The following is a 26,573-nucleotide window of genomic DNA, read 5'->3' as shown; positions in this document are numbered from 1 at the left end:
AATTTTCCTTACCTTTGCGGTCAAATGCAAGTATAGTAGTGCAGAATCAGATGAAACGAGAATTACAGCAGACGGCTGACGGTAGCCATACATTATTTATTCCGGAGATGGATGAACATTACCATTCGGTAAACGGGGCGGTACAGGAATCGCGCCATGTATTTATTGAAGCCGGATTGCATCATCAGGTAAAAAAGGATATTACAGTTTTTGAGATTGGTTTCGGGACGGGGTTGAATGCTTTCCTTACTTTATTGGATGCAGAAGAGAATAATCGCTCTGTGAACTATTATTCCATAGAACTTTATCCGCTTGGAGCCGAACTGGTCCGGGCGCTGAATTACGGCGACGTGATCTGTCCGGAAAAGAAAGAATGGTTTGAGGCCCTGCATGTTGCCACCTGGAATGAAGCTGTAAGAATAACCGATCGTTTCATTTTGCATAAAATACAGGGAGATAGTAATCACTGTGAATTGCCGGAAGGAATAGACCTCGTTTATTTCGATGCTTTTGCTCCGGATAAGCAACCGGAAATGTGGAGTCAGGAGATATTTGATAAATTATATGCGCATATGGCGGAAGGAGGAATCCTTACCACCTATTGTGCCAAAGGAGTAGTCCGCCGTATGATGCAGAAGGCCGGGTATTCCGTTGAAAGAATACCCGGCCCTCCGGGAAAACGCGAAATGCTCCGCGCTATAAAGTCTTCATTATAGAAGTGCGTCGATTTTAGCAACGAAAGCCGATTTCTGTGCTGCACCTACCTGTTTGTCTACTAATTTCCCGTCTTTAAAGAAAAGAACGGTCGGAATATTGCGGATACCGAACTGGGCAACGACATCGTTGTTGTTGTCTACGTCCATTTTACCGATTGTAACCTTACCTTCGTATTCGGTTGCCAGTTCGTCGATGATCGGACTTACCATGCGGCAGGGGCCACACCATTCAGCCCAAAAGTCAAGGACCATAGGCTTGCCTGCGTTTACTAACTCTTCAAAATTTGCATCTGTAACTTCTAGTGCCATAATTATATATCTAATTTAAATTGTTCCCTTTTGAGGTGCCAAAAGTAGTAATTCTTTCCACACCGTACAACTTTACCCGTTAATTTTGAAATCAATAGTTGAATTCTCCTGCAGGAACTCAATCAGCTTGCCTGTTACGTTTAACCGGATATTCTGTGAGAAGAAATTTTGTGAAATATTATGTTCGCCATCTACCACTTTGAAATATAACAAGCTCTGTCCCGGATTGTTTTTGATGAGCACAGATAATTCATTGACTGTAGGCTCGTCGAGATCGTGGATCGGCAGAGTGATACTGATTTTTTCGATCAGCTTATCCTTTTCGTCTTGCAACAGGCGGATGGAACCGATATTGAAATCGAGTTCGTTTTCGTTCCAGCGGCGAGGCTCTACGCGGGCTGTGATGAGCAGGTACATACCGGGTTTGCAATATTTGCTGTATTCGATATAGTTATTACCGAACAAAGCGATCTCTCCACTGCCGGTGAAATCTTCTATTTTAACTACTCCGTAAGGCTTTCCTGTCTTGGTCATTCCCTCACGGAAATCGGTTACGATTCCGCCTAACAACATTTCGCGCCCTTTCAAGCTTTCCCGGTCGTTGATCTCTGCCATGCCCGTATTGCATACGTATGTCAGAACGATACGATATTCATCCAGCGGATGGGCGGAGAGGTAAATACCTATCAGTTCCTTTTCTTTATTCAGGCGTTCCAGATCACTCCAACGCTGGCAAACCGGAATTTCGGGTTTGGCGATGGCTACAAGCAGGTCATCTCCACCGAACAGGGAGTTTGCTGCTGAGTTTTTATCCATCTGGAACTTATTGCCATAACGCACCAGCGTATCCAGAAAGACTTCGCCTTTGCCTGTCTCGGCAAAGAACTGTTCGCGTTGGATACCGAAATTATCGAAGGCACCGGCCAATGCAAGCGATTCGATGTTTTTCTTATTACATGCTGTCAGGTTGACGCGTTCCACAAAGTCGAAGATATTTTTATACGGACCGTTTTTCTTCCGTTCCTCGATGATATTCAGTACGGCCGATTCGCCTACGCCTTTCACGGCGCCTAGCCCGAAACGGATGTTCTTGTTTTTGTCTACGCTGAACTTCAGGATGGATTCGTTGACGTCCGGTCCTAATACCTGCATACCCATTGCTTTGCATTCGTCCATAAACTTCGTGATATCGACGATGTTGGACAAACTTCGGCTCAGAACGGCTGCCATATATTCGGACGGATAGTTCGCTTTCAGGAAGGCCGTCTGATAAGCAACCCACGAATAGCAGGTGGCGTGGCTCTTGTTGAAGGCGTAGGAAGCAAACTTTTCCCAGTCGGACCAAATCTTTTCAAGCGTTTTTGCCTCGTATCCATTATCCTGTCCACCTTTCATGAACTTCGATTTCAGGTGGTTCATCTTGTCGATCAACTTCTTACCCATCGCCTTACGCAGAGCGTCACTCTCACCACGGGTAAAGTTTGCCAGCAAACGCGACAGAAGCATGACCTGTTCCTGGTAGACGGTAATACCGTAGGTGTCTTTCAGGTATTTCTCCATGACCGGTATATCATATTCGATCGGCTTGCGTCCGTGTTTACGGTCGATAAAGTCGGGGATATAATCCATTGGTCCCGGACGATACAGGGCATTCATGGCGATCAGGTCTTCGAATTTGGAGGGTTGAAGCTCCTTCAGGTATTTTTGCATACCTGCCGATTCAAACTGGAATGTACCGGTCGTTTTACCGTCGCAATATAATTTATAGGTTGCCGGATCTTCCAGGCTGATATGGTCGATATCGAGTTCGTGTCCGGTAGTCAGGCGGATGTTTTCAATAGCCTCTTTGATGATGGACAACGTTTTCAGTCCCAAAAAGTCCATTTTGATCAATCCGGTTTCTTCGATCACCGAACCTTCGTATTGAGTAACCAGCATTTCCTCGCCGGTTTCTTTATCTTTTGCCGTACTGACAGGCACGACGTCCGAAATATCATATCGTCCGATAATGACACCACAGGCATGTACACCGGTGTTACGCACGTTGCCTTCCAGCATTTGTGCATATTTTAATGTATCGCGTGCCAACGGATCGTTACCGGTCGCTGCTTCTTTCAGTTCAGGAACGTAGTTGATCGCATCTTTCAGTTTGAACTTCTTCATATCCGGTATCTTATCCGGTACCAGCTTAGCCAGACGGTTTGATTCGGAAAGCGGAAGTTTCTGTACACGGGCAACGTCCTTGATGGCCGATTTGGTAGCCATTGTACCGTAGGTAATAATATGTGCCACACGGTCAGCTCCGTATTTTTCCGTTACCCAACGCAATACTTCGCCACGACCGTCATCGTCGAAGTCGGTATCGATATCGGGGAGGGAGATACGGTCCGGATTCAGGAAACGTTCGAACAGCAGGTCATACTTAATCGGGTCGATCTTGGTGATTCCTAGGCAGTATGCAACTGCCGATCCGGCAGCCGATCCACGTCCCGGTCCCACCGATACGCCCAATTCTTCGCGGGCAGCGGCGATAAAGTCTTGCACGATAAGGAAGTATCCGGGAAAACCCATTGTTTTCATGATGTGTAACTCAAAGTCCAGACGTTCCCTGACTTCATCATTCAGGTTGTCTCCATAACAAATCTTTGCACCGTCGTATGTCAGTTTTCTCAGGTAGTCGGCTTCCAGCTTGATACGGTATAATTTATCGTATCCGCCGAGTTTCTTTATTTTGTCTTTGGCATCTTCTTCGCTTAATACTACGTTGCCGTTTTCATCACGGGTGAACTCTTCGAACAAGTCCTGTTCCGAGAATTTTTCGCGATATGACTCTTCTGTCCCGAAATCTTCAGGGATGGCGAAGGTTGGCATGATAGGACCACTGTCGATGGAGTAGAAATCTACTTTGTCTGCTATTTCAAGCGTGTTGCTGAGTGCTTCCGGGATGTCTGCAAAGATGGCATTCATCTCGGCTGTCGTTTTCATCCATTCCTGCTTGGAATAACGCATACGTGTCGGGTCGTCCAGATCCTTTCCGGTACTGAGGCAGATCAGGCGGTCGTGTGCTTCGGCATCTTCCTGATTAACGAAATGGACGTCGTTGGTAGCGATCAGCTTGACATTATGTTTGCGGGCGAGTTCGATCAGGACCTTGTTCACTTCCTGCTGTTTGGGATACGTGGTGCAATCGGCGTTCGGGTCGTGTGTTTCGTGCCGTTGCATTTCCAGGTAATAATCTTCTCCGAACAGTTTTTTGAACCACAGGATGGATTCTTCTGCTTTATCTATCCGATCATGCATAATATGCTGCGGTATTTCGCCACCCAAACAAGCGGAACAGACAATCAGGTCTTCGTGATATTTCTCCAGTAATTCATGGTCGATACGCGGACGGCCGTAAAAACCTTCTGTCCAAGAGATGGAAACCATCTTGATCAGGTTTTTGTAGCCTTTTAGGTTTTTAGCCAGTATGATCAGGTGGTAACCGCTACGGTCTTCCTTCGCTGTTTTGTTATGCCTTCCGTTGCGGGCGCAATAGCACTCGCAGCCGATAATCGGTTTGAATATCTTTTTCTTTTCTGCTTCTATCAGGGATGGAATCTCCTGCAGGCGTGCCTGCTCTTCGGTGGAAAGAGCTTCTTTCCCTTTGAGGGCTTTCTGTTCTTTTTCCAGGTCTTTGATGGCTCCAAGCGGTTTCCCGTTCTTCTTGGAGACCTTGTTGAAGAACTCCTTTATACCGAACATATTACCGTGATCGGTAACAGCAATGGCGTTCATGCCGTCTTTTTGTGCCTTGTCAATCAGTGCATCGATCGAGGCTTGTCCGTCCAGCAGCGAGTACTGGGTGTGGACGTGTAGATGTATAAATGGTTCCATATATAATTGAAAAAGCTTTTATATTTTATCAAACAAAGGTACAGCTTTTGTTTGAATAATGTGAATGTTTAGAAATCTGTTTATGAGGGTATCCTCTAAAATAAAATACCATACAGGAAAACATCTGTTAAAATCATAGAATAAGTATCATCATTAGAAAAAAAAACTATCTTTGCTCATGGAAAAGAGGATATAATATGAAAAAGATAGGATTGGTAATAATATGGGTGATGTTGATGATTGTGCCGGCTACAGCACAGATCACTTGGGGTGTGCGTGGTGGTTTGGCTTATTCGTCGCTGGTGCAGAAAATAGACAACAATTATCAATCGGGCGCCCGTTTCGGATTTAGTGTGGCGGGACTGGCTCAGATACCTTTATATAAAAGATTGTCGCTTCAGCCGGAAGTCGCTTTTGTGCATCAGGGTGGTAATTACCTGTCAAAAATCTCAGAAGGAGACGGTACGGATTTAGCTTATCCGAAAACAAAATGTAACTATTATTCTATTCTTGTGCCTGTAAATCTGGTATATACCTTTCAGTTTACCGATGTTTATTTCAGTGTGATGGCCGGTCCGGCTGTCGATTTCTCTCTGTTTGGAAAAATGCGTACTAAGAATGTGGATAGCGATATCGTTTTCGGACAGTCAGGCGAAGCCGATCTTAAAACTTTCGACTTGGGGGTAAACCTTGGGTTACAGGTAGAATATTCGAATTTCTTCTTCTCCGTATCTGCCCTGTGCGGAACACTCGACCGCCGTACCACCAAACACGACGGCGAATCATCCCTTTATCAGAATAATGTAACATTCTCGTTGGGGTATTATTTCCGCCGGTAAATTTTTTCAATTAAAATAGGAATTAGGGAAAAGCATAACTCTCCGGCTATTCCCTTTTGTTGTATATCTTCTGCTCATAATCGTTTGGATGCGAAAAAGATGTACAAATGTTTTGTATTTCGAAGAAAAGCCGTACCTTTGCAAGCCGAATATTATCAAATTGTACTAAGGGTTTAGTTTCTAGCACATTATTGCGTCAAGTGTCCGTAGTGATAATGATAGCGAAAAACTAGGCGCTTGTTTTTTAGAGTTATTAATTAATTAATTTATTAAGCAGTGGATACTTTAAGTTTTAAGACCATTTCTGCAAACAAAGCAACTGTAAACAAAGAGTGGGTCATCGTTGACGCTGATGGACAGACTTTGGGACGCCTTTGTGCAAAAGTAGCAAAGCTTTTGCGCGGCAAGTACAAACCCAACTTCACTCCTCATGTTGATTGTGGTGATAATGTAATCATTATCAATGCAGATAAAATCGTTCTGACAGGAAACAAATGGAACGATCGTATTTATTTGAGATATACCGGATATCCCGGTGGACAGATCGAGTACACACCTAACGACTTGATGAAGAAAGGTGCCAGCCATCTGTTCAGAAAAGTAGTAAAGGGTATGTTGCCTAAAAACCGTCTGGGTGCTAAGTTACTTGCTAACTTATATGTATATGAAGGAACAGAGCACAAACACGAAGCTCAACAGCCTAAGTCAATCGATATAAACTCACTTAAATAATAACTATGGAAGTAGTAAATGCAATAGGAAGACGTAAAGCAGCAGTTGCTCGCGTATTCGTTAGCGAAGGAACGGGAAAGATAACTATCAACAAACGTGATCTTGCAAATTACTTTCCTTCTACAATCCTTCAGTTCATTGTTAAGCAGCCGCTTGCAAAGCTGAATGTTGAAGAACAATATGATATCAAGATCAACCTTGATGGTGGTGGATTCAAAGGTCAGTCAGAAGCTGCACGTTTGGCTATCGCTCGTGCTTTGATCAAGATTAATCCGGAAGATAAGTCTGTCTTGAGAGCAGAAGGATTCGTAACTCGCGATCCTCGTTCTGTTGAACGTAAGAAACCGGGTCAGCCAAAAGCTCGTAAGAGATTCCAGTTCAGCAAACGTTAATGTTATTTGTGAGTTTCTTACAAGGACAAAGCGTTTAGTATCTAAATTGTCGGGATTTCTTTTGCATGCAGACATGCCGGGGAACTACCTGATAGTTGAAAATTAAACAGAAAGTAAACGATTTAAAAAGAAAAAAATGTCAAGAGTTAATTTTGATCAGTTATTAGAAGCTGGTGTACACTTCGGACACTTAAAAAGAAAGTGGAATCCCGCTATGGCTCCTTATATCTTTATGGAGCGCAATGGTATTCATATCATTGATTTATATAAAACAGTTGCTAAAGTAGACGAAGCAGCAGAAGTAATGAAAAACCTGGCAAAACAGGGCAAGAAAGTACTTTTCGTTGCTACTAAAAAACAAGCAAAACAAGTTGTCGCTGATAAGGCTGCTTCAGTAGGTATGCCTTACGTTATCGAACGCTGGCCGGGTGGTATGTTGACTAACTTCCCGACTATCCGTAAAGCCATCAAAAAGATGACTACTATCGATAAGATGACAAAAGACGGTACATTTGATAACCTGTCAAAAAGAGAAAAACTTCAGATCACTCGTCAGCGTGCTAAGCTGGAAAAGACATTAGGTTCTATCGTAGACCTGACTCGTCTTCCGTCTGCTTTGTTCGTTGTTGACGTGATGAAAGAACATATCGCAGTTCGCGAAGCCAACCGTCTGGGTATCCCTGTTTTCGGTATGGTTGATACTAACTCAAACCCGAACAACATCGACTACGTGATCCCGGCTAACGACGACGCTACTAAATCAGTAGAAGTTATCTTAGGCGCTATCTGCGAAGCTATGAACGAAGGTTTGCAGGAACGCAAAGCTGAAAAGATCGATACAGAAGCAGCAGGTGAAGGCGAAGGCGCTAAAAGAGAACGCAAAGCTAAAGCTGCTGTAAAGAAAGAACGTACTAAGAAGGAAGACGAAGAAGCTTTGAACGCTAAAGTTGCCGACAAGTACGCTAAGGATATCGAAGAATAATTCAGTTGACAATTGCCGGTTGACAATTGACAATTAGAATATAAATACAATGGGTAATTGGCTTTTGACAGTAAGAGATTGTCAATAGGTAATTGTCCATTGTTCGTTAATAAAGAAGTAGAAAGAGTATAAACATTAAATAAGAAGGAAATAAGATTATGGCTGTAACTATGGCTGATATTACCAAGCTGCGCAAGATGAGTGGAGCTGGTATGATGGACTGCAAGAAAGCGTTGACCGAATCTGATGGCGACATCGAAAAGGCAATGGAAATTATCCGTAAAAAAGGACAGGCTATCGCCGCTAAGCGTTCAGACCGTGACGCTGCAGAAGGTTGTGTGTTAGCAAAGAAAGATGGCGGGTTCGCCGCTGTTATCGCTTTGAAATGCGAAACAGACTTTGTTGCTAAGAACGAAGATTTCGTTGCTTTGACTCAGGCTATCCTGGATGCTGCTGTGGCTAACAAATGTCAGACTTTGGATGAAGTAAAGGCTTTGCCTATGGGTAAAGGTACTATTCAGGACGCTGTTACTGACCGTAGCGGTATCACTGGCGAAAAGATGGAACTGGACGGTTATAATGTGGTAGAAGGTGCTTACACTACTGTTTATAACCATATGGGTAAAAATCAGCTTTGTACGATCGTTGCTTTCAACAAAGAATCAGAAGAAGCTGCTCACAACATCGCTATGCAGATCGCTGCCATGAATCCTATCGCTATCGATGAAGCTGGTGTTCCTGAATCAGTAAAAGAAGCTGAAATACAGGTGGCAATTGAAAAGACAAAGGCTGAACAGGTACAGAAGGCTGTTGAAGTTGCTTTGAAGAAGGCAGGTATCAATCCTTCACATGTAGATAGCGAAGACCATATGGAAAGCAATATGGCTAAGGGCTGGATTACTGCTGAAGACGTAGCTAAGGCTAAGGAAATTATCGCAACTGTTTCTGCTGAAAAAGCTGCTAATTTACCGGAACAAATGATTCAGAACATCGCTAAAGGTCGTCTTAGCAAATTCTTGAAAGAAGTTTGCTTGCTGAACCAAGAAGATATCATGGATGGCAAAAAGACTGTAAAAGAAACAATGAAGGAAGCAGATCCTGAATTGCAGATTCTTGCATTCAAACGCTTCACTTTGCGCGCTGAATAATTTTGCGTTAGCAGAATAAAATAAAAAAGGGGCTTCGATTATTTCGGAGTCCCTTTTTCTATATATAAAAGTTTACTTTCTCTTATTTCAGTTCAGCCAAAGCCTCTTTGATACGTTTGATGGCTTCCACGATGTTTTCATCGCTGGTAGCATAACTCATACGGATACATTCGGGAGCACCGAATGAAGTACCGCCTACGCAGGCAACGTGTGCCTTTTCCAGCAGATACATAGCCAGGTCGTCAGCATCTTTGATTGTGTTGTTTCCGTCAGCTTTACCATAATAGTAGCTACATTTCGGGAACAGGTAGAAAGCGCCTTCCGGCTTATTTACTTCGAATCCCGGAACTTCTTTAGCCAGATTAACGATCAGGTCACGACGGCGTTCGAATGCTTTACGCATTTCTTCAACCGGTTCCTGTGAGCCTGTGTAAGCAGCTTCGGCAGCTTTCTGGGAGACAGAGCAAGGACCTGAGGTGTATTGACCTTGTAATTTGTTTACAGCCTTCACGATCCATTCCGGTCCGGCAATGAAACCGATACGCCAGCCTGTCATTGCATATGCTTTGGATACGCCGTTTACAATAACGGTGCGATCTTTCATGCCGTCGACAGAAGCGATACTGTGATGTTTGCCGATATAGTTGATGTGTTCGTAGATCTCGTCAGCAATAACGATGATATCCGGATGTTTTTTCAATACTTCAGCCAAACCTGCCAGTTCTTCTGCACTGTAAACAGAACCAGTCGGATTGGACGGAGAGCAGAGGATCAACGCCTTTGTCTTCGGTGTGATAGCTGCTTCCAGCTGTGCCGGAGTGATCTTGAAATCCTGTTCGATACCTGCTGTAACGATTACCGGTTTACCTTCAGCCAGTTTGACCATTTCAGGATAGCTTACCCAGAACGGTGCCGGAATGATAACTTCGTCTCCGGGATTAACCAACACCAGAATTGTGTTACAAACGGATTGTTTAGCTCCGTTCGCGCAGGAAATCTGTGTAGCTGCGTATTCCAACCCGTTTTCATTCTTCAGCTTGGTAACGATAGCATTGCGTAATGCCGGATAACCGGGAACCGGAGAATAGCGAGAGAAATTGTCGTCTACCGCTTGCTTGGCTGCTTCCTTGATGTGATCAGGTGTGTTGAAATCAGGTTCTCCCACACTCAGGTTGATAACATCGATACCTTGTGCTTTGAGCTCATTGCTCTTCTGAGACATCGCCAACGTAGCGGAAGGCGATAAACTTGCTAAACGATCTGAAACTTGTGTCATAACAATGCTGTTTGTATAGGTTATTTTAAATAGTTGCGACAAAAGTAATTAATAATCGGATTCTTTGCAACAAATTGCTAATTATTTGATGTTATGGAGAACATGTCCCATACGCTCCTTTTTTGTCTTCATATAAAATTCATTATATTTGTTCGGAGTGACTTCGATAGGAACGTTTTCCACAATTGTTAAACCATAAGCTTCCAGGCCTACACGCTTGATCGGATTGTTTGTCATCAGGCGCATTTTGGTAATGCCGATGTGCTTCAGGATCTGTGCTCCGACGCCATAATCGCGTTCATCAGCCTGGTGTCCCAGATGCAGGTTGGCGTCTACCGTATCCAATCCTTCTTCCTGAAGTTTGTAAGCTTTCATTTTATCCATCAGGCCGATGCCGCGTCCTTCCTGGTTCAGGTAGACGATAGCTCCGCGTCCTTCTTTTTCAATCATTTGCATGGCTTTGTGCAACTGTTCGCCGCATTCGCAACGCATAGAACCGAAAATATCACCGGTTGCACAAGATGAATGTACGCGAACCAATACCGGTTCCTCTCCGGATATATCGCCTTTTATCAGAGCGATATGCTCCAATCCGTTACTTTTCTGTCGGAAAGGGATCAGGTGGAAATGACCGTACTGGGTCGGCATATCGACTTCTACACCTTTGTCAACAATGGACTCTGTTTTCAGGCGGTAGGCAATCAGATCCTTAATACAAATGATCTTGATATCGAACTTTTTAGCTACTTCCACTAATTGCGGCAGACGTGCCATTGTTCCGTCTTCATTGATGATCTCGATCAATGCCCCGGCAGGATAGAGGCCGGCCAGGCGGGCCAGGTCGACAGCTGCTTCGGTATGTCCGGCACGACGGAGTACACCGCGTGAACGGGCTCGCAGCGGGTTCACATGTCCCGGACGTCCCAGGTCAGAAGGCTTTGTCTGTGTATCAGCCAGTGCACGGATCGTTTCGGCACGGTCGAACATGGATACACCGGTCGTGCAACCGCCACCCAGTTTATCGACAGTTACGGTGAACGGTGTCTCGAGCATAGAGGTGTTTCTGGCAACCTGCATATCCAGGTCCAGCTCCTGGCAACGTTCTTCGGTGATCGGGGCGCATAATACACCACGACCGTATGTCATCATGAAATTTACTTTTTCGGGCGTTATCTTTTCCGCAGCAACAATGAAGTCCCCTTCGTTTTCACGATCTTCGTCGTCAACAACGATCAGGAATTTACCTTCACGAAAATCTTCGATTGCTTCTTCGATGGTGTTTAATTTGATCTCACTCATATCTGTTTTAATTTTTAATTTCTAAGTTCCGGATCATATCTTCCAATTCGCGGCTTGTTTTTTGTACTACTTGTATATCATGGCGTAATAATTTACGCTGGTATGTAGCAAGCAAATAGACCGGAAGTCCGATCGGGAAAAATATACCGAATGCCAGTCCGATCTTTCCGTTGAGATTTGCATTCAGTTGGTTGTATCCGCCGATAACAGGATAATCCATCAGTTTGTTTAGTACTAGATTCTGATCGGAGTTACCCAGTTCTTCAATGATACCTTCCATTTCTGTAGCCAGCTGTTCTGCCGTATGATCCTTTCCGCCTTGTTTCCAGAAAGTGAAATAGTTCAACCAACGTTTATGGCTTTTGAGATATTCGGCGCAGTTTTCCGCCAGCTTATCCAGGCGCGGCAACATAGCTGCATAGTCCGGATTAAAAATGATTACCTCTTTTTTCTCCACCTTACGTCCGGCCCGTTTACCAATAAAATTCTTTATGGCGTTCAGATAGGTGTCTGCATTCAATATGACACTGTCATTAACAGCCTTATAAGTCAGGAAAATCCCTAGTGGTGCCAGAATAGCGGAACTCAGCCACATTCCTTCCCAGGCTTCCCATATACCGTCGCGTGCCATTTTAAATCCGATATTGTCTATAATATAATAGAATATAAACAGGATTACGGAAATAACGACCGGCATTCCCAGTCCTCCTTTACGGATAATCGCTCCCAGTGGGGCACCGATAAAGAAGAAGACCATACAAGCGAAAGATAAGGTGAATTTCTTATGCCATTCAGTCAGGTGGCGGCGTACTTTGTAAGCCTCGTCTCCTAATGTTGCAGCTTTGAAATAATAATCGGCCTTTACACTTTCAATGTTTGATTTGGCACGGACCAATAAGGCGGCTTGCCCGCTTGGTGCTTCGGCTTTATACAAACTGTCGAAATTGATTATTTTGACCGGTTCGTTTGATATTTTGGTGAGAGAATCAGCGTCGTTTGCTGTTGCAGTATTGCCGGTTCCCGTTTCTGCCTGTTGGGATAACTCCCTTTTGGGTTTGGAGAATGTCTTTTTATAAGACATGTCATACACATTTTTGGAATTGATCGCCTTGATGCTGTCGAGCCGTACGGTCATGGAGTCAATAGAGGTCTGTAAATCCTTCAGCTGCTTACCCATATATTGGTTTTGCATAAAAGATTCATCCGTGCGGGTGAAGTTTGCATCGAAATCTATCAGAATATCTTTGGTGCTGAATGTCTCCCTGCGGTAAGGAACAGCTGTTTTCCGGTTGTTGCTGCCTGTCTGGCCTTCGGACAGGTTTTCAAACGACTCCCCATTGAAAAGGGATAAGACCAGAAACAGCTTGTCCGCAGATGTTTTCAGTCTGCCGGAGTCTGCAAGGATCACACGTGCGTTATTGAAACCTTTGGAATAGTCATAGATCATGACATCTTTCAGTAATCCGGTCTGATTGTTTTTTTCTTTTACATATACATTATATCCCGTAATTTCCCCATAGAATACACCTTCCGGAATATCCAGTTCCGGCGACTTCTGGCGCATGGAGTAGAGAAGGGAATATAGTTTCACCTGTACGACAGGCATTGCATTGTTCTGGAAAAAGAAAGCGCCGATACTGATAATCCCGATTGTGATGATCAACGGCCGCATGATATGTATCAGCGATACTCCGGCAGATTTCATCGCCAGCAATTCCAGGCGTTCGCCCAGGTTGCCGAAAGTCATCAGAGATGCAAGCAAAATGGCCAAAGGTAAAGCCATGGGGAGGAGGAATAAAGCAGCATAAAAAAACATTTCGCCGAGCACAGGAATCCCCAGTCCCTTTCCCACCATGTCGTCTATGTACCTCCAAAGGAACTGCATGAGTACAATAAACAGACAGATACCGAAGGTCATAATGAACAACGGCAGGAAAGTCTGCAGCATAAATGTATATAATCGTTTTATCTTCAACATTGCCTATCCGGGTTGACGGGGCAAAAGTAGTGTAAAAAACGATAAGAACATTACATAATTCTCTAAAACAACCTAAATCCCGAGTGTACGTTTCAATTCATAGACTTGTGAGTCCCATAAATTGATTGAATCTTTCTTTTCATCCGGCTCGGCAAAGTCGGTTATTTCAAGAGCAGTTGCTCCGGTAAGTTCAACCGTGTGAATTAAAAATTCGAAGTAAACATTATCTTCTTCCTCGTCTGTCCACCGGTAGCGGATACTAATTTCCGGTTTTACCGACAAAACTTCTGCCTCCTGCTCATCCCTGTTCCACTTAAAAACATACGTGTTGTCATTGATCGTTACGTCATCAGCAAACCAGGCAGACAATCCTGGAGGGGTAGTGAGGTGATTCCATAAACTTCGTCGCGAAACTTTATCGAAAATGTATTCGATATGAAACTTCTCTTTTTTCATCTTTCATACAATTATTTGCGCAGCAAGTTACTCAAAAGATTCATATTTCCCAATATTATTAGAGTAAAAAAGCATCTAATTTTTAACGCCTTAGCTGAAAGCCCTGAAAAATAAAAGATTTTTTTTCGCAAAAGTGTTGCATAATATAAAAATAACCTCTACTTTTGCAGCGTCAATAAGAAAAGTTGACGATATGATGGCGAGATAGCTCAGCTGGTTAGAGCGCATGATTCATAATCATGAGGTCCCCGGTTCAATCCCGGGTCTCGCTACTGAAAGGCTTACAAGAAATTGTAAGCCTTTTTTGTTTGTATCTCCTCTGTTTCTAATCTCTCCATTTAAGCTATTATCCGGATAAATCCTGCGAAATGTACTTTTTTTGAAAAAATATTGCTAAAAAGTTTGGTGGAGTGATTTTTCTTGTATCTTTGTCATATAATAATAGTACAATGTTTCTATAATATAATATACATCTATATGATTAAGTTTTTATTGGATTATTCCAGCGGCGTACCGGTGTACCGTCAGATTATCGACCAGATCATATTTGGCATAGCATCCGGACAACTTAAATTGGGTGAACAGCTTCCTACAGTCAGGGCACTTGCTGTGGAACTGAAGGTAAACCTGAATACGGTATCCAAAGCGTATAAAGAATTGGAGATCAAAAATATTCTGGAGACTCAGCAAGGTACCGGCACTTTTATCAACAAAACAGAAAATGTGGTGTCGGAAAAGGAAAGGGAAGATAAGCTGAAAGAGATTTGCATGCAGTTTTCTTCTGTAGCGTTTAGTTATGGCTTTAATCTGGATGAAGTCATGCGGGAATTGAAAGACATTGAAACCTCTAAAAAATAATAGTTATGACAACAAATGTAATTAACAAGGGATGGTTTAATCCAATTTCTCTTACAGTATTGCTGGTATTGATTTCTGTATCGATCATTCTGTCTGTTTTACAGATTGTAAATGTTCAGGTCTTTGTGCTCTTAATCCTCTTTTCCGGATTATTGGCTACTTCTATCCGCATTGCCGACCAGTGGGAGCGGGCAGTGGTGTTACGAATGGGTAAATTCAAAGGTTTAAGAGGTCCTGGTCCATTCATGATTATTCCTATTATTGACAGTGTCTCTGCCTATATCGACCAACGTGTGAGAGTAAGCGCCTTTAAGGCAGAGCAGACCCTGACCAAAGATACGGTACCGGTGAATGTGGATGCTGTTGTGTACTGGACGGTTTGGGACGTTGAAAAAGCGGCTCTGGAAGTTCAGGAATATCAAAGAGCCATTGAGCATATTGCACAGACCGGTTTAAGAGATACGATCGGTAAACATGAATTATCTACTCTCTTGCAGGAACGTGATAAAATAGCCGAAGACTTGCAACATGTTCTGGATCGGAACACAAATCCTTGGGGAATCACTTGTCAAACCGTTGGTATTAACGACATCGCCATACCTCAGGATCTGGCCGACGCCATGAGTAAAGAGGCACAAGCCGAGCGTGAAAGAAGAGCACGTGTCATCCTGGGAACGGCGGAGACTGAAATTGCCGAAAAGTTTGAACTAGCCAGTCGAAAGTACACGAATAATCCGGTAGCCCTGCATCTCAGGGGAATGAATATGTTGTTTGAAGGCTTGAAAGAAAAAGGCTCTATGGTTATTGTCCCCAGTTCGGCGCTCGATTCCATGAACCTGGGTGCCATGGGAGGATTGGTTTCGTTGGCAAAAAGCAACGAGGCGTTTGCACACGAATGATATTTGTCTTAAAAATAGCGATTATGCGAGTTTACCTTTTTATTCTAGTATTATGTTGCTGTTTATTAGCCTCATGTAGTTCGATTGGTTCCGGTTTTCCCCTCGAAGAAACATTGACACAGGAATTAATGCCTTTGCAGGGGATAACCAATCCTATGCTGGTAGAAATAAAGTCTCCTTTTCTTATTTTAAAAAATTGGAAGATGCATGATAGTATATTTCATATATATGATCTTACCAGCCATGAATTGAAATGGGTTTTTGGTACAGAAGGACAAGGGCCGGGAGAGTTTATATCTCCGTCATTATTTCAAACGCAGCTCCCGGGTATTCTTATAGGTGATTTTGGAAAAAATGAGGTTATTCGTTTCGATATAGATCGAAACGGACAACCTGTGTTCAAAGAATCCCAGAAACTGGTTTATGACAATGCCCTCTATGATGCTGTCTTTATTAATGATTCTTTATATATTGCAGATCCTAAGTATATGCTTATTCCCAGTCTGTATCTTTTAGCTAGGGGAGATTCATTGCCACGGAAGATATGGACATACAGAAATCCGAACATACTGGATTATTCGTTAGATCCTGATAAAGGTGAGGTATATGCGAGTGAAAACCATATTGTTTTTTGTTACAGTTATAAGAAGCAGATTGATTTTATGGATACTGCCTTTAACCTTGTCAAAAGAGTGAAATTTGAGTATGATGATCCGACTGATATTACAGGAGATAATTATGATGATGTCAAAATTAGTTATACTAGAGGATATTTAGGTAAGCGTTATTTCTATGCTATGTTTTTGGGAAGATCATGGAAGAAACATCGCGAAAATTTTACTAAGGGAACTTTTCTTGAAGTATTTGATTTGGACGGTAATCCAATAATCCGATATTATTTGGAAGGAAAGTGTCCGAGTAACTTTGCTGTGGACGAAGAAACTTTCACTCTTTATGGAGCAACAGAAGACGGAGAACCGGAAGATTATTTATTAATGTACAAATTAAAAGGACTGTCATAGTTTTATGAATATGTGCCATCGGCAGTGGGAAAGAATATTTTAAACCGGGTATAACCCTCTTCTGTCGACAGGCTGAATCGGCATCGATGGTTTGTCAGTACCTCTCTGACAAACATCAGGCCGATCCCCTGTCCGGAAGATTTGGTGGTGAAGAAGGGGGTGAAAAGTTTTTGTTTGGCCTCCTCGCTTATTCCGGGACCATTGTCTTCTATGATAATGGATAAAGGGGAATGGTGGGTACTGATTTTTATCCTGCCGTTTTCCCCGATTGCCTCGTAAGCATTTTTGATGATATTGACCAGAACCTGTTCAAACTGGATGCCGTCTACGTGGATATATTGATCATTATCGGTCAGGGATAAAGACAATTCTATATTTCTTTGCCGGCATTCGATGCTGGTCAGTGAATACACCGAACGGGCCTGCTCATTCAGGGAGATCAGGGAAAAAGTCGGTTCGGGTATGCGGATAACCTGCGCCAGGTTACTGATAAAACTGGCCAGATGTCCGCAACGGTCGAAAGAGGCCTCGATAGCCGGCAACACATATTCCCATTTGTTGCTCCCGTCCTGCTTGAAAATATCGGCGACAACATTCAGCGTGGAACCGATCGCCCCGACCGAATTATTTACCTCGTGAGACATCATACGGATGATGCGTTCGTATGAATCTTTCTCTATTTTAAGCAGTTCATGCGTGATCTCTTCAATCAATATAAAAGGATGGTTGAATCCCTGGTCAATAAAAGACGAACGGATACAACGGTACACTTTGTTTACCGAATTGCGGACCATCATATCGTCGCCCTGTTTTAATTGCCCTAAAGCAGGGGCCAGTTCGAATGTGGAATCGTTGAAAGTCTTCCCTTTAATTTCTGAAATATCGGAAATGTTTAATAGTTTCAACCCCGAAGGGTTTACTTCTACGATCTGTTTATCAAAGTTCAGAATAATAATCCCCTGTGGCGATGCGTGGATAAGCAGGTCAAGGAACTGGTTTTTTTCGCGTACTGCCAGCCGTTCACTCCGTAACTGTGAGATCATCCGGTTGAAAATCCCGATCAGTTCGTTGGCATCTTTATTTTTGACCAGACGTAAATGGGTTGAGAAATCCTGGTCTTTGAGTAATTGCATTCCGCTAAGCAGAATGTGATAGGGCTTGACCAGTTTATGATAGATAAAGGTCGCCAGCAGGAGCGATAAAATGGCAATGCACTGTATCACCCAGAAAGGAATCGGTTCATTCCGGAACAAAACGAACCCTATACCACTCGATATACAAGCGATAAAGGCCGTGATCGTCCAGAATATCCATTTCGATTTCATTCGGGAAGTTTAATGTCGTATTTTTCGAGGCGGCGGTATAAAGTCTGTCTGCTCAGTCCCAATGCCGCAGCTATCCTGGAATGATTGCAACCATACAATTCGACCGCTTTTTGTATCATGTTCCTTTCCACCATTTCCAGGGAGAGGATTGTATTCCCGCCGGCAGGTTGGCTGGCAGGAACTTCAATATATTGCTGTTTGAAATCAATATCTGTGATGACATCCTTTCCTGAGATAAGAATTGTTCGTTCCACCAGGTTTTTCAGCTCGCGGATATTTCCGTGGAAAGGCAGTTTTTTCAGATATCCGAATGCTTCCTGCGATATTTCCGCTTCAGGCAGATTGTTTTGTTCAGCCTGTTTGCGGGCAAAATATTCAACCAACAGGGGAATGTCTTCGGGACGTTCGCGTAAAGCTGGCATCTGTATGGTGATCAGGTTGATCCGGTAGAACAGGTCTTCGCGGAATGTACCTTGCGCCACCATCTCCGGGAGATTCTTGTTTGTCGCACAGATGATACGGGTATCCACCTGCCTGGGCTTGCTCTCGCCCAGCGGTTCGAAGGTCTGGTCCTGTAAAACTTTCAATAGTTTTACCTGGCAAACCAGATCCAGTTCCCCGATCTCATCCAGAAAGATCGTCCCTTTGTCCGCCAGCTCGAACCGTCCGGTCCGGTCGTGGCGGGCATCGGTGAAAGCTCCCTGTTTATGACCGAACATTTCACTTTCGAACAGCGACTGAGAAATGCCTCCCAGATTGACTTTGATAAACGGTTTGCCTTGCCGGCCGCTGTTTTCGTGGATTGCTTCGGCTATCAGTTCCTTACCTGTGCCGCTTTCGCCGGTGATCAGCACAGGGGCATTCGTCTGGCTGATGCGTGAGATTGTATTTAAAACCTGTTGCAGAAGGGGAGATCTGCCGATGATCTTGTCAAAACGGTCCGTTCTTTCCGTTTTCCCGTTTTTCGGGTCCGGATTTTTTTCTTCGCTGTCCCTGAGTTGTATGGCTGTTTCTATTGTTTTCAGCAAAGCCAGGTTGTTCCACGGTTTCGTGATAAAATCGAAAGCACCGGCACGTATGCCCTGGACAGCGAGGTTGATGGAACCCCAGGCCGTGATCAGGATAACCGGGACTGCCGGGCAAAATACCCGTACTTTGGCAAGCAGTTCCAGTCCTTCTTCCCCGGTCGTTGTGTTGCTATAATTCATATCCATCAAGATCAATTGCGGACAGGTATGGCGCACGAAATCAATGGCCTCCTGCTGGTTTGCTGCCGTAGCCACCTCATATCCGGCCCGTTTCAGGACCAGGGTAAGCGAAGTCCGTACCGTTGTATCATCGTCGCAGATAAGTATCATATTCGTTTATTATTTATCAAAGTTACAAATTTTATTCATCCCGTAGGGCCTCTGCCGGAGGAATCTTTGCGGCTTGTCGGGCCGGGTACCATACGGCTATCAGGGATATCGTTGCCAACAGACCGAAAGTCAATACATAGTTGATAAACTCCTGTTCCATTCCTATGCCTGCCTCCATTCTGTTGGAGATAGGGATGTCCAGCAATTCCAGTAACTCCGTCTGGTTGATGTTAAGGCAGATATTTACACCTACCATACTGGCGATAAATAATATCAGTAATGTCTCCCCGAAAATCATCTGTTTTACTCCCTGCCGGGTTGCCCCGAGTGCCAGCCGCAGACCGACTTCGCTCCGGCGTGTCTGCGTCCGGTACCAGAATGTCCCGATAATCCCCAGGAATATATTCAGGATCAGAAAAGTGGTGATGGCATATATCCCGTTCAGGTCGCCTGTCGGCCAGTTCATTTCTCTTGCATTTTTCGTCGATGAAAAGACGGAAGCCAGAAAATAAGGCCCCAGCATCAGTTGGTCACGCATTTCCCGGGTAAACCGTTCCGCAAAATCATTGTCGACTCCCGGACTCACACGGATATATATCTGCATATTCGCCAGATCATATTCTTTTTTATCCAGCGGTTGTATCATATTGCTGTAAAAAGAATCGAAGTAACTGTCTTTCATCTTATCGGCAGTTCCGATAATAGTGTAGACCGCCTTGTCATGGGTAGCGGTTAATTGTTTTACGTCGGATAGCGGTACAGCATATTCCGAAGAACCGAACTCCCCGTTCCGGCTGGGGGTGATCACGATCATTCTTGTTCCCGGTATTCCCCAATCGCTGTGTTCTTTGACTGTATTTTTTATTTTGAACACATCGAAGAAACTGTCGCTGACCCATCTCATCCGTAGGGTTACCATGTTGGCTGTGTCTTCATTAATATAATAACTGCTCATATAATTCGACCAGGCAAAAGGAGCGCCCCATTTCGAAAAACTCACACTTTCCACTCCCGGATAGTTGTTTACACGATTCAGAAAAGTCATAGCCAGCGCTTGTTTGTCCGTCTCTTCCGTCGGCCCGTCTTCTGTCGGAAATGCGGCACTGTCTGCCGGCTTTCTCTGCATATTGATCTGATAGGTATGTTCTATGTCGAAACCATTCGGTTCAAAATAGCATTTTCCCATATAGAAAAGATAATCGACGCAAAACCAGAGTACGCAGAATACAAGTACATACTCCAGGGTGATCCACGCATTCGTTTTACGTTCGTTCCAGATGATTTTAAATATGTGGCGTATCATAATCAGTTATCATTTTGATTGAGTGAATTAATAATCTTCATCCGTGAAGCCCGGTAGGCCGGTATTCCTGCAGAAAGCAGGTTGATGACCAGGCAGACGGCAAATACCGCCAGCAGGACCGGAATGGAAATCAGCGTATTGACCGGTATTGTACTGCCGGACGGAATATCAAGCAGCCAGTCCCGCATCCGGAATACTATAACGTACGACAGGATCAGACCGATCACCCCACCGATCAGCGAAGTAATCAGGTTTTCAAAAAGCACCTGTATCAGGATCGTGTATCTTTTTGCACCGAACGCTTTCCGTATCCCGATTTCTTCCGTTCGTTTTTTCATGCGCGAAAGGCTTAGTCCTGAGAGGTTGATTGCCGGTATCAGCAAAAGTATCAGCAGGATGAAGATCATTTTCCTGTTCTGGATGGTGATCGATTTCGTAATATCCTCGACGCTGTTTCCCCGGATGTCTTTCTGATAGAATTGATTGTTCAACGGTCCTTTCATACAATACTTCGGTAAATTTTTACCGAAAAATTAAAAGTTAAACAATAGAACCGGCAAAAGCTGGTTCGAAAACACTAAAGAGGTCATTGAAATGTTGTCAAAAACGAATGGTTAAGCATGAAGAAATGTGCTGAAAAAAGAGTGCTAACCTGCTGATAATAAAGGTGAAAAGTATTGCATAATTCATTGGTTTTTAGTAAATTAGAAATCTTGCACTCATCTGATTATGACTAAAGAAACACTCCTTATGCAATACCAATTTGAGTGCCTCTCGGCTCTCAAATCAGTCGTGAATATACAAAAACCTTTTGAAAAAACGTTCATGGATGCAATGAAATTATTCATGGCTATCCCTGATCGTATAAACTTCCTCCAATTGGGCAGGTATGGACGTTTTTCGGAACAGACATACCGTAGCCTTTTTGAGAATGAAACTTTCGACTGGTTTGCGTTCAATGATTCTATCATCAGCAAGCATCTCACAGGTAAAAGAAAAGCCATCGCCATCGATCCTTCCTATATCCCCAAATCAGGCAAGAAGACACCTTGGATAGGTTACTTCTGGTCTGGTTGTGCAGGAGATTATAAGCGAGGATTGGAAATCTTGGGCATCGGGGTCATTGACATCGACAACCATGATTGCATGACTTTAGGTTCCATTCAGACGCCGGATTGTAAGACCTTGGATAATATGGGCAAAAACCTCGTTGACTGGTACAGCAGCTATCTTATCAGCAAAAAAGACAAGATACAGAGCATATCCAGAACGGTGGTTGCAGACGCATTCTTTTCCAAGGAAACTTTCATAACGCCTATGTGTGAGAACGATTTCCATGTCATCAGCCGCTTTAGGAATGATGTAATCCTGTACTATCCGACATTGGAAAAGAAAACAGGGAAACGTGGTCATCCCAAGTGGTTTGACGGCAGGATTGACTTTGCCAATCTGGATCTGACCCGGTGCAAGGAATACGAGGTGAACAAGGGAAAACTATACGGATTGAGGGTATATGCAAAAGCTCTCAAAAGGTATGTTTCCTTATCCGTCTGGTATCCGATGGACGGAAGGACAGACAAGTGGCAACTTTACTTCTCTACAGACGATTCGATGGATGGACGTGAGGTTCTGGATTATTACAGAACCAGGTTCCAGCTGGAATTTTGCTTTAGAGATGGCAAGCAGCATGCGGGAATCACCAACTGTCAGTCAACCGACTTCAGAAAGTTGGATTTTCACTTCAATGCGTCGCTTGCAGCTGTCAACTTGGCCAAAGCCGCATGTAAGAGGCTCGGAATAACCTATTCCATATCCTCCTGCAAGTCTTTCATACACAATGCTTATATGCTTGAACGATTTATTTGCGTGTTCGGGATTAACCCAGACATGCAAGTTATTGACAAACTTTTCAAAGAACTCATTTTATTTACTGCCAGAGCCGCTTAGGCGTGGCGAATTTTTAACGAACTATTGTTCATATAAAGCGTCCAGGGAGCATTCTCTGTGTTGTATTTTTTCTCCATGTTTCTCACCTCTGCGGTTATTGCCGCAAAATCGCTGGTTTTTTCAGCCATTATAACCACATCGAAATATAGGTATTCTTTTTTCAGGGATGAATAGGGTACCCATAGATCTCCGTAAGCCCGTTTGAATACCGGCGATACATCCTTCACGATTCCTATGATCCGGTACGGTTTGAAGTTAACCAGAATCGTTTGTCCGAGTGCTGTTTCTCCTTTGAATGCTTTTTTTGCCAGCGTTTCAGAAACGACTGCGACAGATATTCCGGAATTAAATTCCCCTTCGTTGAACGGACGTCCCTTTATAAAAGAAAAAGAAAATATTTTCCAGTAAGTGGCATCGGTGAGCCTTTGGTCTGCACTTATAATCTCGCTGGATCCTTCCCGGCTGACCAGTGTGGACGGACGTTTGGGATGTATTGATGTAACGGCCGAAACATATCGGGGAGTTTTCAACGGGTACAGGTAATCTTTTACGATATCATACGATAGACTGCCCGATTGCCAGCTGTTTTTTGTCGTGTCTTTTTTTACCTGGTAGTTGATATGTAAGGTTCGCTCCCTGTTTATTTCCGGTTGGGCGCTGATACCTTTTATTTCATCGGCCACGATGATTGTCATGATCATCATGATTGCCAGTGCCGTTCCTATAATTGCGATGGCGCTGATAAACTTGTTTTGTTTCAGCATCAGCAGCGCCTGTTTGAAATATATCCTGTACATAGTGGTTCCTTTATAAAATTATTCAACTCGTCTTCCATCGAAAAAACGGACAATGCGTTGCGTTGACTCGGCAATATGCTCGTCATGCGTGACCATTACTATGGTGGTACCATCCTCATTCAACTGAAACAGAAGTTCCATAATCTCCGACCCCATTTTACTATCCAGGTTTCCGGTTGGTTCATCCGCCAGAATGATCTGCGGATTCCCGACAATGGCCCGTGCCAAAGCTACACGCTGGCATTGTCCACCCGATAACTGTGTAGGTAAATGTCTCATCCGGTGTGATAGTCCTACCTTCTCCAATACTTTTTCAGCAGCTTCCCGTCGGCTTTTAGCTGTTGAATTACGGTAGAGCAGGGGCAGTTCTACGTTATCCAGTACATTCAGTGAATTGATCAGGTGAAAACTCTGAAAAACGAATCCCAGCATTTTGTTCCTGAACTCAGCCATTTCTCCGTCTTTCATCTGTGTGGTTTCCGTCTCGTTGATCAGGATTTTTCCCTGATCCGGCAGATCCAGCAATCCCATTAGATTGAGCAGGGTACTCTTTCCGCATCCCGATGGCCCCATAATAGAAAGAAACTCACCTTTTCTGACTGTGAGATTTACATTTTCAAGTGCTGTGGTCTCTACTTCCGTTGTGCGGTATACTTTTGTTATACCTTCCAGTTTGATTATTTCCATATTATCCTCAGTTTATCTGTCTCTATAGTAACAATGTATATGCCAAAACCCTATTGTGTTGAAAATGAGTGTTCGCTTTATGGGGAGGGTGTCCGAATACGGACAAATTTGTCCATAAACCGGAATAAAAAAAGCCCGCATTCTCAGATTGTCGTTTATAAACAACTTGAGAATGCGGGCTTATTAATTATGTAACCTCACGGTTATATTAATTAAGGTTTGCTTGCGGAATTAAGGGTTCACACAAGCAGAGTATAGGGTAAAATTTCACAAATTGTATTGTGTCTACAAATGTACTATGTTTAGTTGTATTTGTAGCATGTGTATTTCTATCATACGTGAGAGGCGTACCTGTCAATCTTTGCTTTGATTTATTGTGTGGGCGGTAAACATGTCAATTGTGATCTGTTTGCCTATGTTGTGAATATAGTCTTTGTAAATCAATACTTTTGTTGTAAAAATTAACATGTGTGTTACTATCACAAAGGGCGGTAAAGCTATCACGGAGAATCGCATGTATGAAAAAAAACGGCGCACACGCGGAACTATCCGAATGTGCGCCCTTATGCATATAAAAAATTGAGGGTCAAATTTTAACCAATTGTAACATGTTGAATAACTGTACCCCAGTCTGTTACAACAATATTGCAATTGTTTTTTGAGAGGTCAAAAGTGATTTCTGACTGTTCTCCTTCGTTTACAGACACTTTCTCCGAATTTTCGACATTTTTTGAAGAAAGGATCATGTTATCATCTTTATAAAGCTCTATAGTCACGTCGGAAGCCGGTAAAATAGCTGTGTTGTCAGCAACAACGTTACCTTTTGCGTCCATGGTTGCAGGGATGATATATTCAATTTCTTCGCCTGTCAATTCACCGTTGTGATCAAAAGAAGCTTTTGTTTTCTTTACTTTGTAATAAAAATTACCTTCTCTGGAATCAAGCATTTTAATAACGCCTTTTGTAATCAGGGAAATAGAAGAAACTTTACGTTCGATTTTTAGAGTTTCAACACCAGCCTTGGTAGCAGTGTTCTTTAAAGTAATCTGTCCGTAGAATAAATCTCCCGGTAAAGCGGCTGCAACGCCGTTATTCTGCTTCAGGCTAACCTGCAAATCAGAAATAATATTCGCTTTGCTCATGGCGCTGATATTTTCGCTATCGGAAGAAAGACCTGCCCATGCAACAACTGTGATCTGTTTTGAACCCGGACAGCTGATCTCAACCGGTTTTGCCTGTAGCAAATAAGTTTTGTCAAGAGACACTTGTGTGTAGTAGTCACCATTCTGATCAAAAACGAACAGAGTAGTCTGGTCTACGTCACCCTTAACAGTAATATCTTTGTTATCGGAATAAGCTTTCAGTACAACAGAGAAAGGAGCCTCGGTCTGAGAATCAGCGTTTTCGATTACGCTTTCATCAATACCTGAGTAAGAAGAATCGCTATCAGCGGAACAACTAGTGAAAGAAATTGCTGCCATCAGTGTGCAAACAATAAACAAACAATTTGTGAAAATTCTACCCTTTTTCATGACCTTAATTTTTTATATGCTTAAATTACCCTATACTGTCCGAGAGATTTTCTATCCGGTTAAGACCCTCATCAAAACCTTTTGTCTCTCGTTGACATTGCAAATATAGATACAAAAAACGGTATGATTATCAAATGTATTGACAATAAAAGTTAAAACGATCAAGGAAGTTGCTGAAAGTATCACATTGAGTGGTGTAAAACTCTCAAAAGGTGGTAAAAGCATCATTTTATACTCTTAAAATGAAAATGTATCAGATTAAAATATATTGGATGGCGTGATATGAATACATGTTATATGATAGGAATACAACCTGTGTGGGGCGGGGATTTGTTGATTTGGCGATGGCGTTGTTGGTTTTTCTATATAATAATGTGTATATCTGTTTTTTTGGGGATATTTCTATTCTTATCAGAATTGAGCTATTTATAGTGACTGGTTGTACCTGTCTCCCCTCTCAAGAGGGGAATTGGTTACTCCCGTCGCTATAAACTGATAGCTCAATTATTTCTAATATCTCTTCTTTTGGTGGGGATGGATTGAATGATATGGATTGGTTATTTTAAGAAGGATGGTAAATCTGTCATGTGTGATATATTTACCGCTGTTGTTGATGTAAGTGTGGTAAATCAATGCTAATGTTGTAAAAATTAACATATGTATTACTCTCACAAGGGGTGGTAAAGCTATCACGGAGAATCGCATATATGAAAAAAAGCGGCGCACACGCGGAACAATCCGGATGTACGCCTTTATGCATATAAAAAATTGAGGGTCAAATTTTAACCAATTGTAACATGCGTGATAACTGTACCCCAGTCAGCAACAACAATATTGCAATT

Annotated in this window: 23 protein-coding genes and 1 tRNA gene; 11 read left to right on the top strand and 13 right to left on the bottom strand. The window is 43.1% G+C overall.

Features of this window, described 5'->3' with window-relative positions:
* Nucleotides 1-50 precede the first annotated feature (50 nt).
* Nucleotides 51-716, top strand: a complete 666-nt coding sequence (gene mnmC2, locus HMPREF1535_RS05310; protein ID WP_046145501.1) for a tRNA (5-methylaminomethyl-2-thiouridine)(34)-methyltransferase MnmC2 — start codon at nucleotides 51-53, stop codon at nucleotides 714-716.
* Here mnmC2 and trxA read toward each other — a convergent pair.
* Complete coding sequence (trxA, locus tag HMPREF1535_RS05305; protein WP_007655346.1) at nucleotides 711-1,025, bottom strand: thioredoxin; 315 nt, start codon at nucleotides 1,023-1,025, stop codon at nucleotides 711-713. The two genes, mnmC2 and trxA, sit on opposite strands and share 6 nt — an antisense overlap.
* Nucleotides 1,026-1,097: 72 nt before the next feature.
* The gene (gene dnaE, locus HMPREF1535_RS05300) at nucleotides 1,098-4,901 is read right to left on the bottom strand and encodes a DNA polymerase III subunit alpha (RefSeq protein WP_046145500.1); all 3,804 of its coding nucleotides are present in this window, start codon (nucleotides 4,899-4,901) and stop codon (nucleotides 1,098-1,100) included.
* Nucleotides 4,902-5,098: 197 nt separating this feature from the next.
* Between dnaE and HMPREF1535_RS05295 the strand changes: the two genes are divergently transcribed.
* From HMPREF1535_RS05295 to tsf, 5 genes are all read left to right on the top strand, one after another.
* Nucleotides 5,099-5,740 (top strand): porin family protein, encoded by a 642-nt coding sequence (locus tag HMPREF1535_RS05295; protein ID WP_046145499.1) that lies wholly within the window; start codon nucleotides 5,099-5,101, stop codon nucleotides 5,738-5,740.
* Between the two features lie 276 nt (nucleotides 5,741-6,016).
* The gene (gene rplM, locus HMPREF1535_RS05290; protein ID WP_007655343.1) at nucleotides 6,017-6,472 is read left to right on the top strand and encodes a 50S ribosomal protein L13; all 456 of its coding nucleotides are present in this window, start codon (nucleotides 6,017-6,019) and stop codon (nucleotides 6,470-6,472) included.
* Nucleotides 6,473-6,477: 5 nt separating this feature from the next.
* Nucleotides 6,478-6,864: a 30S ribosomal protein S9 gene (rpsI, locus tag HMPREF1535_RS05285; RefSeq protein WP_046145498.1), complete on the top strand. Its 387-nt coding sequence runs from the start codon at nucleotides 6,478-6,480 to the stop codon at nucleotides 6,862-6,864.
* A 136-nt stretch (nucleotides 6,865-7,000) separates the two neighbouring features.
* Nucleotides 7,001-7,846 carry a 30S ribosomal protein S2 gene (gene rpsB / locus HMPREF1535_RS05280; RefSeq protein WP_007655339.1) on the top strand — a complete coding sequence of 282 codons (846 nt, stop codon included), beginning with the start codon at nucleotides 7,001-7,003 and terminating at the stop codon, nucleotides 7,844-7,846.
* Nucleotides 7,847-8,004: 158 nt separating this feature from the next.
* Nucleotides 8,005-8,994, top strand: coding sequence for a translation elongation factor Ts (gene tsf, locus HMPREF1535_RS05275; RefSeq protein ID WP_007655337.1), 990 nt, complete (start codon nucleotides 8,005-8,007; stop codon nucleotides 8,992-8,994).
* Nucleotides 8,995-9,076: 82 nt separating this feature from the next.
* On the opposite strand, the gene HMPREF1535_RS05270 is transcribed toward tsf, so the two are convergent.
* From HMPREF1535_RS05270 to HMPREF1535_RS05255, 4 genes are all read right to left on the bottom strand, one after another.
* Nucleotides 9,077-10,270 (bottom strand): pyridoxal phosphate-dependent aminotransferase, encoded by a 1,194-nt coding sequence (locus HMPREF1535_RS05270; protein ID WP_010801692.1) that lies wholly within the window; start codon nucleotides 10,268-10,270, stop codon nucleotides 9,077-9,079.
* Nucleotides 10,271-10,351: 81 nt separating this feature from the next.
* Nucleotides 10,352-11,569 (bottom strand): bifunctional 3,4-dihydroxy-2-butanone-4-phosphate synthase/GTP cyclohydrolase II, encoded by a 1,218-nt coding sequence (locus HMPREF1535_RS05265; protein WP_007655333.1) that lies wholly within the window; start codon nucleotides 11,567-11,569, stop codon nucleotides 10,352-10,354.
* Nucleotides 11,570-11,576: 7 nt separating this feature from the next.
* Entirely contained in the window at nucleotides 11,577-13,517 is a 1,941-nt protein-coding gene (locus HMPREF1535_RS05260; protein ID WP_046145497.1) for an LptF/LptG family permease, read from the bottom strand.
* 102 nt (nucleotides 13,518-13,619) lie between these two features.
* Nucleotides 13,620-14,003, bottom strand: coding sequence for an START-like domain-containing protein (locus HMPREF1535_RS05255; RefSeq protein WP_007655330.1), 384 nt, complete (start codon nucleotides 14,001-14,003; stop codon nucleotides 13,620-13,622).
* A 198-nt stretch (nucleotides 14,004-14,201) separates the two neighbouring features.
* On the opposite strand from HMPREF1535_RS05255, the gene HMPREF1535_RS05250 reads away from it, so the two are divergent.
* The 4 genes from HMPREF1535_RS05250 to HMPREF1535_RS05235 all read left to right on the top strand — a co-directional run bounded on the left by HMPREF1535_RS05250 (nucleotide 14,202) and on the right by HMPREF1535_RS05235 (nucleotide 16,782).
* Nucleotides 14,202-14,275 (top strand) — tRNA-Met (locus HMPREF1535_RS05250).
* A gap of 205 nt (nucleotides 14,276-14,480) precedes the next feature.
* Nucleotides 14,481-14,861 carry a GntR family transcriptional regulator gene (locus tag HMPREF1535_RS05245; protein ID WP_007655329.1) on the top strand — a complete coding sequence of 127 codons (381 nt, stop codon included), beginning with the start codon at nucleotides 14,481-14,483 and terminating at the stop codon, nucleotides 14,859-14,861.
* A 5-nt stretch (nucleotides 14,862-14,866) separates the two neighbouring features.
* The gene (locus HMPREF1535_RS05240; RefSeq protein ID WP_046145496.1) at nucleotides 14,867-15,760 is read left to right on the top strand and encodes a slipin family protein; all 894 of its coding nucleotides are present in this window, start codon (nucleotides 14,867-14,869) and stop codon (nucleotides 15,758-15,760) included.
* Nucleotides 15,761-15,783: 23 nt separating this feature from the next.
* Nucleotides 15,784-16,782, top strand: a complete 999-nt coding sequence (locus HMPREF1535_RS05235; protein WP_161799501.1) for a BF3164 family lipoprotein — start codon at nucleotides 15,784-15,786, stop codon at nucleotides 16,780-16,782.
* 2 nt (nucleotides 16,783-16,784) lie between these two features.
* Here HMPREF1535_RS05235 and HMPREF1535_RS05230 read toward each other — a convergent pair whose 3' ends face one another.
* The 4 genes from HMPREF1535_RS05230 to HMPREF1535_RS05215 are packed head-to-tail and all read right to left on the bottom strand — an operon-like array spanning nucleotide 16,785 to nucleotide 21,271.
* On the bottom strand, nucleotides 16,785-18,107 hold the full coding sequence (locus HMPREF1535_RS05230) for a sensor histidine kinase (protein ID WP_010801718.1): 1,323 nt from the start codon (nucleotides 18,105-18,107) through the stop codon (nucleotides 16,785-16,787).
* Nucleotides 18,104-19,465, bottom strand: a complete 1,362-nt coding sequence (locus HMPREF1535_RS05225) for a sigma-54-dependent transcriptional regulator (RefSeq protein WP_046145494.1) — start codon at nucleotides 19,463-19,465, stop codon at nucleotides 18,104-18,106. The genes HMPREF1535_RS05230 and HMPREF1535_RS05225 overlap by 4 nt, the downstream gene beginning before the upstream one ends.
* 31 nt (nucleotides 19,466-19,496) lie before the next feature.
* Nucleotides 19,497-20,768, bottom strand: a complete 1,272-nt coding sequence (locus HMPREF1535_RS05220) for an ABC transporter permease (RefSeq protein WP_046145493.1) — start codon at nucleotides 20,766-20,768, stop codon at nucleotides 19,497-19,499.
* Between the two features lie 2 nt (nucleotides 20,769-20,770).
* Entirely contained in the window at nucleotides 20,771-21,271 is a 501-nt protein-coding gene (locus HMPREF1535_RS05215) for an ABC transporter permease (RefSeq protein WP_244275571.1), read from the bottom strand.
* A 226-nt stretch (nucleotides 21,272-21,497) separates the two neighbouring features.
* Between HMPREF1535_RS05215 and HMPREF1535_RS05210 the strand changes: the two genes are divergently transcribed.
* Complete coding sequence (locus HMPREF1535_RS05210) at nucleotides 21,498-22,715, top strand: transposase (protein ID WP_046145492.1); 1,218 nt, start codon at nucleotides 21,498-21,500, stop codon at nucleotides 22,713-22,715.
* Here the strand turns inward: HMPREF1535_RS05210 and HMPREF1535_RS05205 are convergent.
* The 3 genes from HMPREF1535_RS05205 to HMPREF1535_RS05195 form a co-directional block, all read right to left on the bottom strand.
* Nucleotides 22,712-23,512, bottom strand: a complete 801-nt coding sequence (locus HMPREF1535_RS05205; protein WP_244275570.1) for an ABC transporter permease — start codon at nucleotides 23,510-23,512, stop codon at nucleotides 22,712-22,714. The two genes, HMPREF1535_RS05210 and HMPREF1535_RS05205, sit on opposite strands and share 4 nt — an antisense overlap.
* An 18-nt stretch (nucleotides 23,513-23,530) precedes the next feature.
* Nucleotides 23,531-24,199 carry an ABC transporter ATP-binding protein gene (locus HMPREF1535_RS05200; RefSeq protein ID WP_007655317.1) on the bottom strand — a complete coding sequence of 223 codons (669 nt, stop codon included), beginning with the start codon at nucleotides 24,197-24,199 and terminating at the stop codon, nucleotides 23,531-23,533.
* 593 nt (nucleotides 24,200-24,792) lie between these two features.
* The gene (locus HMPREF1535_RS05195) at nucleotides 24,793-25,731 is read right to left on the bottom strand and encodes a FimB/Mfa2 family fimbrial subunit (protein WP_046145491.1); all 939 of its coding nucleotides are present in this window, start codon (nucleotides 25,729-25,731) and stop codon (nucleotides 24,793-24,795) included.
* Nucleotides 25,732-26,573: the final 842 nt, after the last annotated feature.

This window comes from Parabacteroides goldsteinii DSM 19448 = WAL 12034, assembly GCF_000969835.1.
Taxonomy (GTDB): Bacteria; Bacteroidota; Bacteroidia; order Bacteroidales; family Tannerellaceae; genus Parabacteroides; species Parabacteroides goldsteinii.
This window is presented reverse-complemented; position numbering and strand designations above follow the sequence as displayed.

What these genes read in the sequence shown, in the direction of transcription:
- mnmC2 (WP_046145501.1), top strand. Translation starts at nt 51, where the DNA reads ATGAAACGAGAATTACAGCAGACGGCTGACGGTAGCCATACATTATTT.
- trxA (WP_007655346.1), bottom strand. Translation starts at nt 1,025, where the DNA reads ATGGCACTAGAAGTTACAGATGCAAATTTTGAAGAGTTAGTAAACGCA.
- dnaE (WP_046145500.1), bottom strand. Translation starts at nt 4,901, where the DNA reads ATGGAACCATTTATACATCTACACGTCCACACCCAGTACTCGCTGCTG.
- HMPREF1535_RS05295 (WP_046145499.1), top strand. Translation starts at nt 5,099, where the DNA reads ATGAAAAAGATAGGATTGGTAATAATATGGGTGATGTTGATGATTGTG.
- rpsI (WP_046145498.1), top strand. Translation starts at nt 6,478, where the DNA reads ATGGAAGTAGTAAATGCAATAGGAAGACGTAAAGCAGCAGTTGCTCGC.
- rpsB (WP_007655339.1), top strand. Translation starts at nt 7,001, where the DNA reads ATGTCAAGAGTTAATTTTGATCAGTTATTAGAAGCTGGTGTACACTTC.
- tsf (WP_007655337.1), top strand. Translation starts at nt 8,005, where the DNA reads ATGGCTGTAACTATGGCTGATATTACCAAGCTGCGCAAGATGAGTGGA.
- HMPREF1535_RS05270 (WP_010801692.1), bottom strand. Translation starts at nt 10,270, where the DNA reads ATGACACAAGTTTCAGATCGTTTAGCAAGTTTATCGCCTTCCGCTACG.
- HMPREF1535_RS05265 (WP_007655333.1), bottom strand. Translation starts at nt 11,569, where the DNA reads ATGAGTGAGATCAAATTAAACACCATCGAAGAAGCAATCGAAGATTTT.
- HMPREF1535_RS05260 (WP_046145497.1), bottom strand. Translation starts at nt 13,517, where the DNA reads ATGCTGCAGACTTTCCTGCCGTTGTTCATTATGACCTTCGGTATCTGT.
- HMPREF1535_RS05255 (WP_007655330.1), bottom strand. Translation starts at nt 14,003, where the DNA reads ATGAAAAAAGAGAAGTTTCATATCGAATACATTTTCGATAAAGTTTCG.
- HMPREF1535_RS05245 (WP_007655329.1), top strand. Translation starts at nt 14,481, where the DNA reads ATGATTAAGTTTTTATTGGATTATTCCAGCGGCGTACCGGTGTACCGT.
- HMPREF1535_RS05240 (WP_046145496.1), top strand. Translation starts at nt 14,867, where the DNA reads ATGACAACAAATGTAATTAACAAGGGATGGTTTAATCCAATTTCTCTT.
- HMPREF1535_RS05235 (WP_161799501.1), top strand. Translation starts at nt 15,784, where the DNA reads ATGCGAGTTTACCTTTTTATTCTAGTATTATGTTGCTGTTTATTAGCC.
- HMPREF1535_RS05230 (WP_010801718.1), bottom strand. Translation starts at nt 18,107, where the DNA reads ATGAAATCGAAATGGATATTCTGGACGATCACGGCCTTTATCGCTTGT.
- HMPREF1535_RS05225 (WP_046145494.1), bottom strand. Translation starts at nt 19,465, where the DNA reads ATGATACTTATCTGCGACGATGATACAACGGTACGGACTTCGCTTACC.
- HMPREF1535_RS05220 (WP_046145493.1), bottom strand. Translation starts at nt 20,768, where the DNA reads ATGATACGCCACATATTTAAAATCATCTGGAACGAACGTAAAACGAAT.
- HMPREF1535_RS05215 (WP_244275571.1), bottom strand. Translation starts at nt 21,271, where the DNA reads ATGAAAGGACCGTTGAACAATCAATTCTATCAGAAAGACATCCGGGGA.
- HMPREF1535_RS05210 (WP_046145492.1), top strand. Translation starts at nt 21,498, where the DNA reads ATGACTAAAGAAACACTCCTTATGCAATACCAATTTGAGTGCCTCTCG.
- HMPREF1535_RS05205 (WP_244275570.1), bottom strand. Translation starts at nt 23,512, where the DNA reads ATGTACAGGATATATTTCAAACAGGCGCTGCTGATGCTGAAACAAAAC.
- HMPREF1535_RS05200 (WP_007655317.1), bottom strand. Translation starts at nt 24,199, where the DNA reads ATGGAAATAATCAAACTGGAAGGTATAACAAAAGTATACCGCACAACG.
- HMPREF1535_RS05195 (WP_046145491.1), bottom strand. Translation starts at nt 25,731, where the DNA reads ATGAAAAAGGGTAGAATTTTCACAAATTGTTTGTTTATTGTTTGCACA.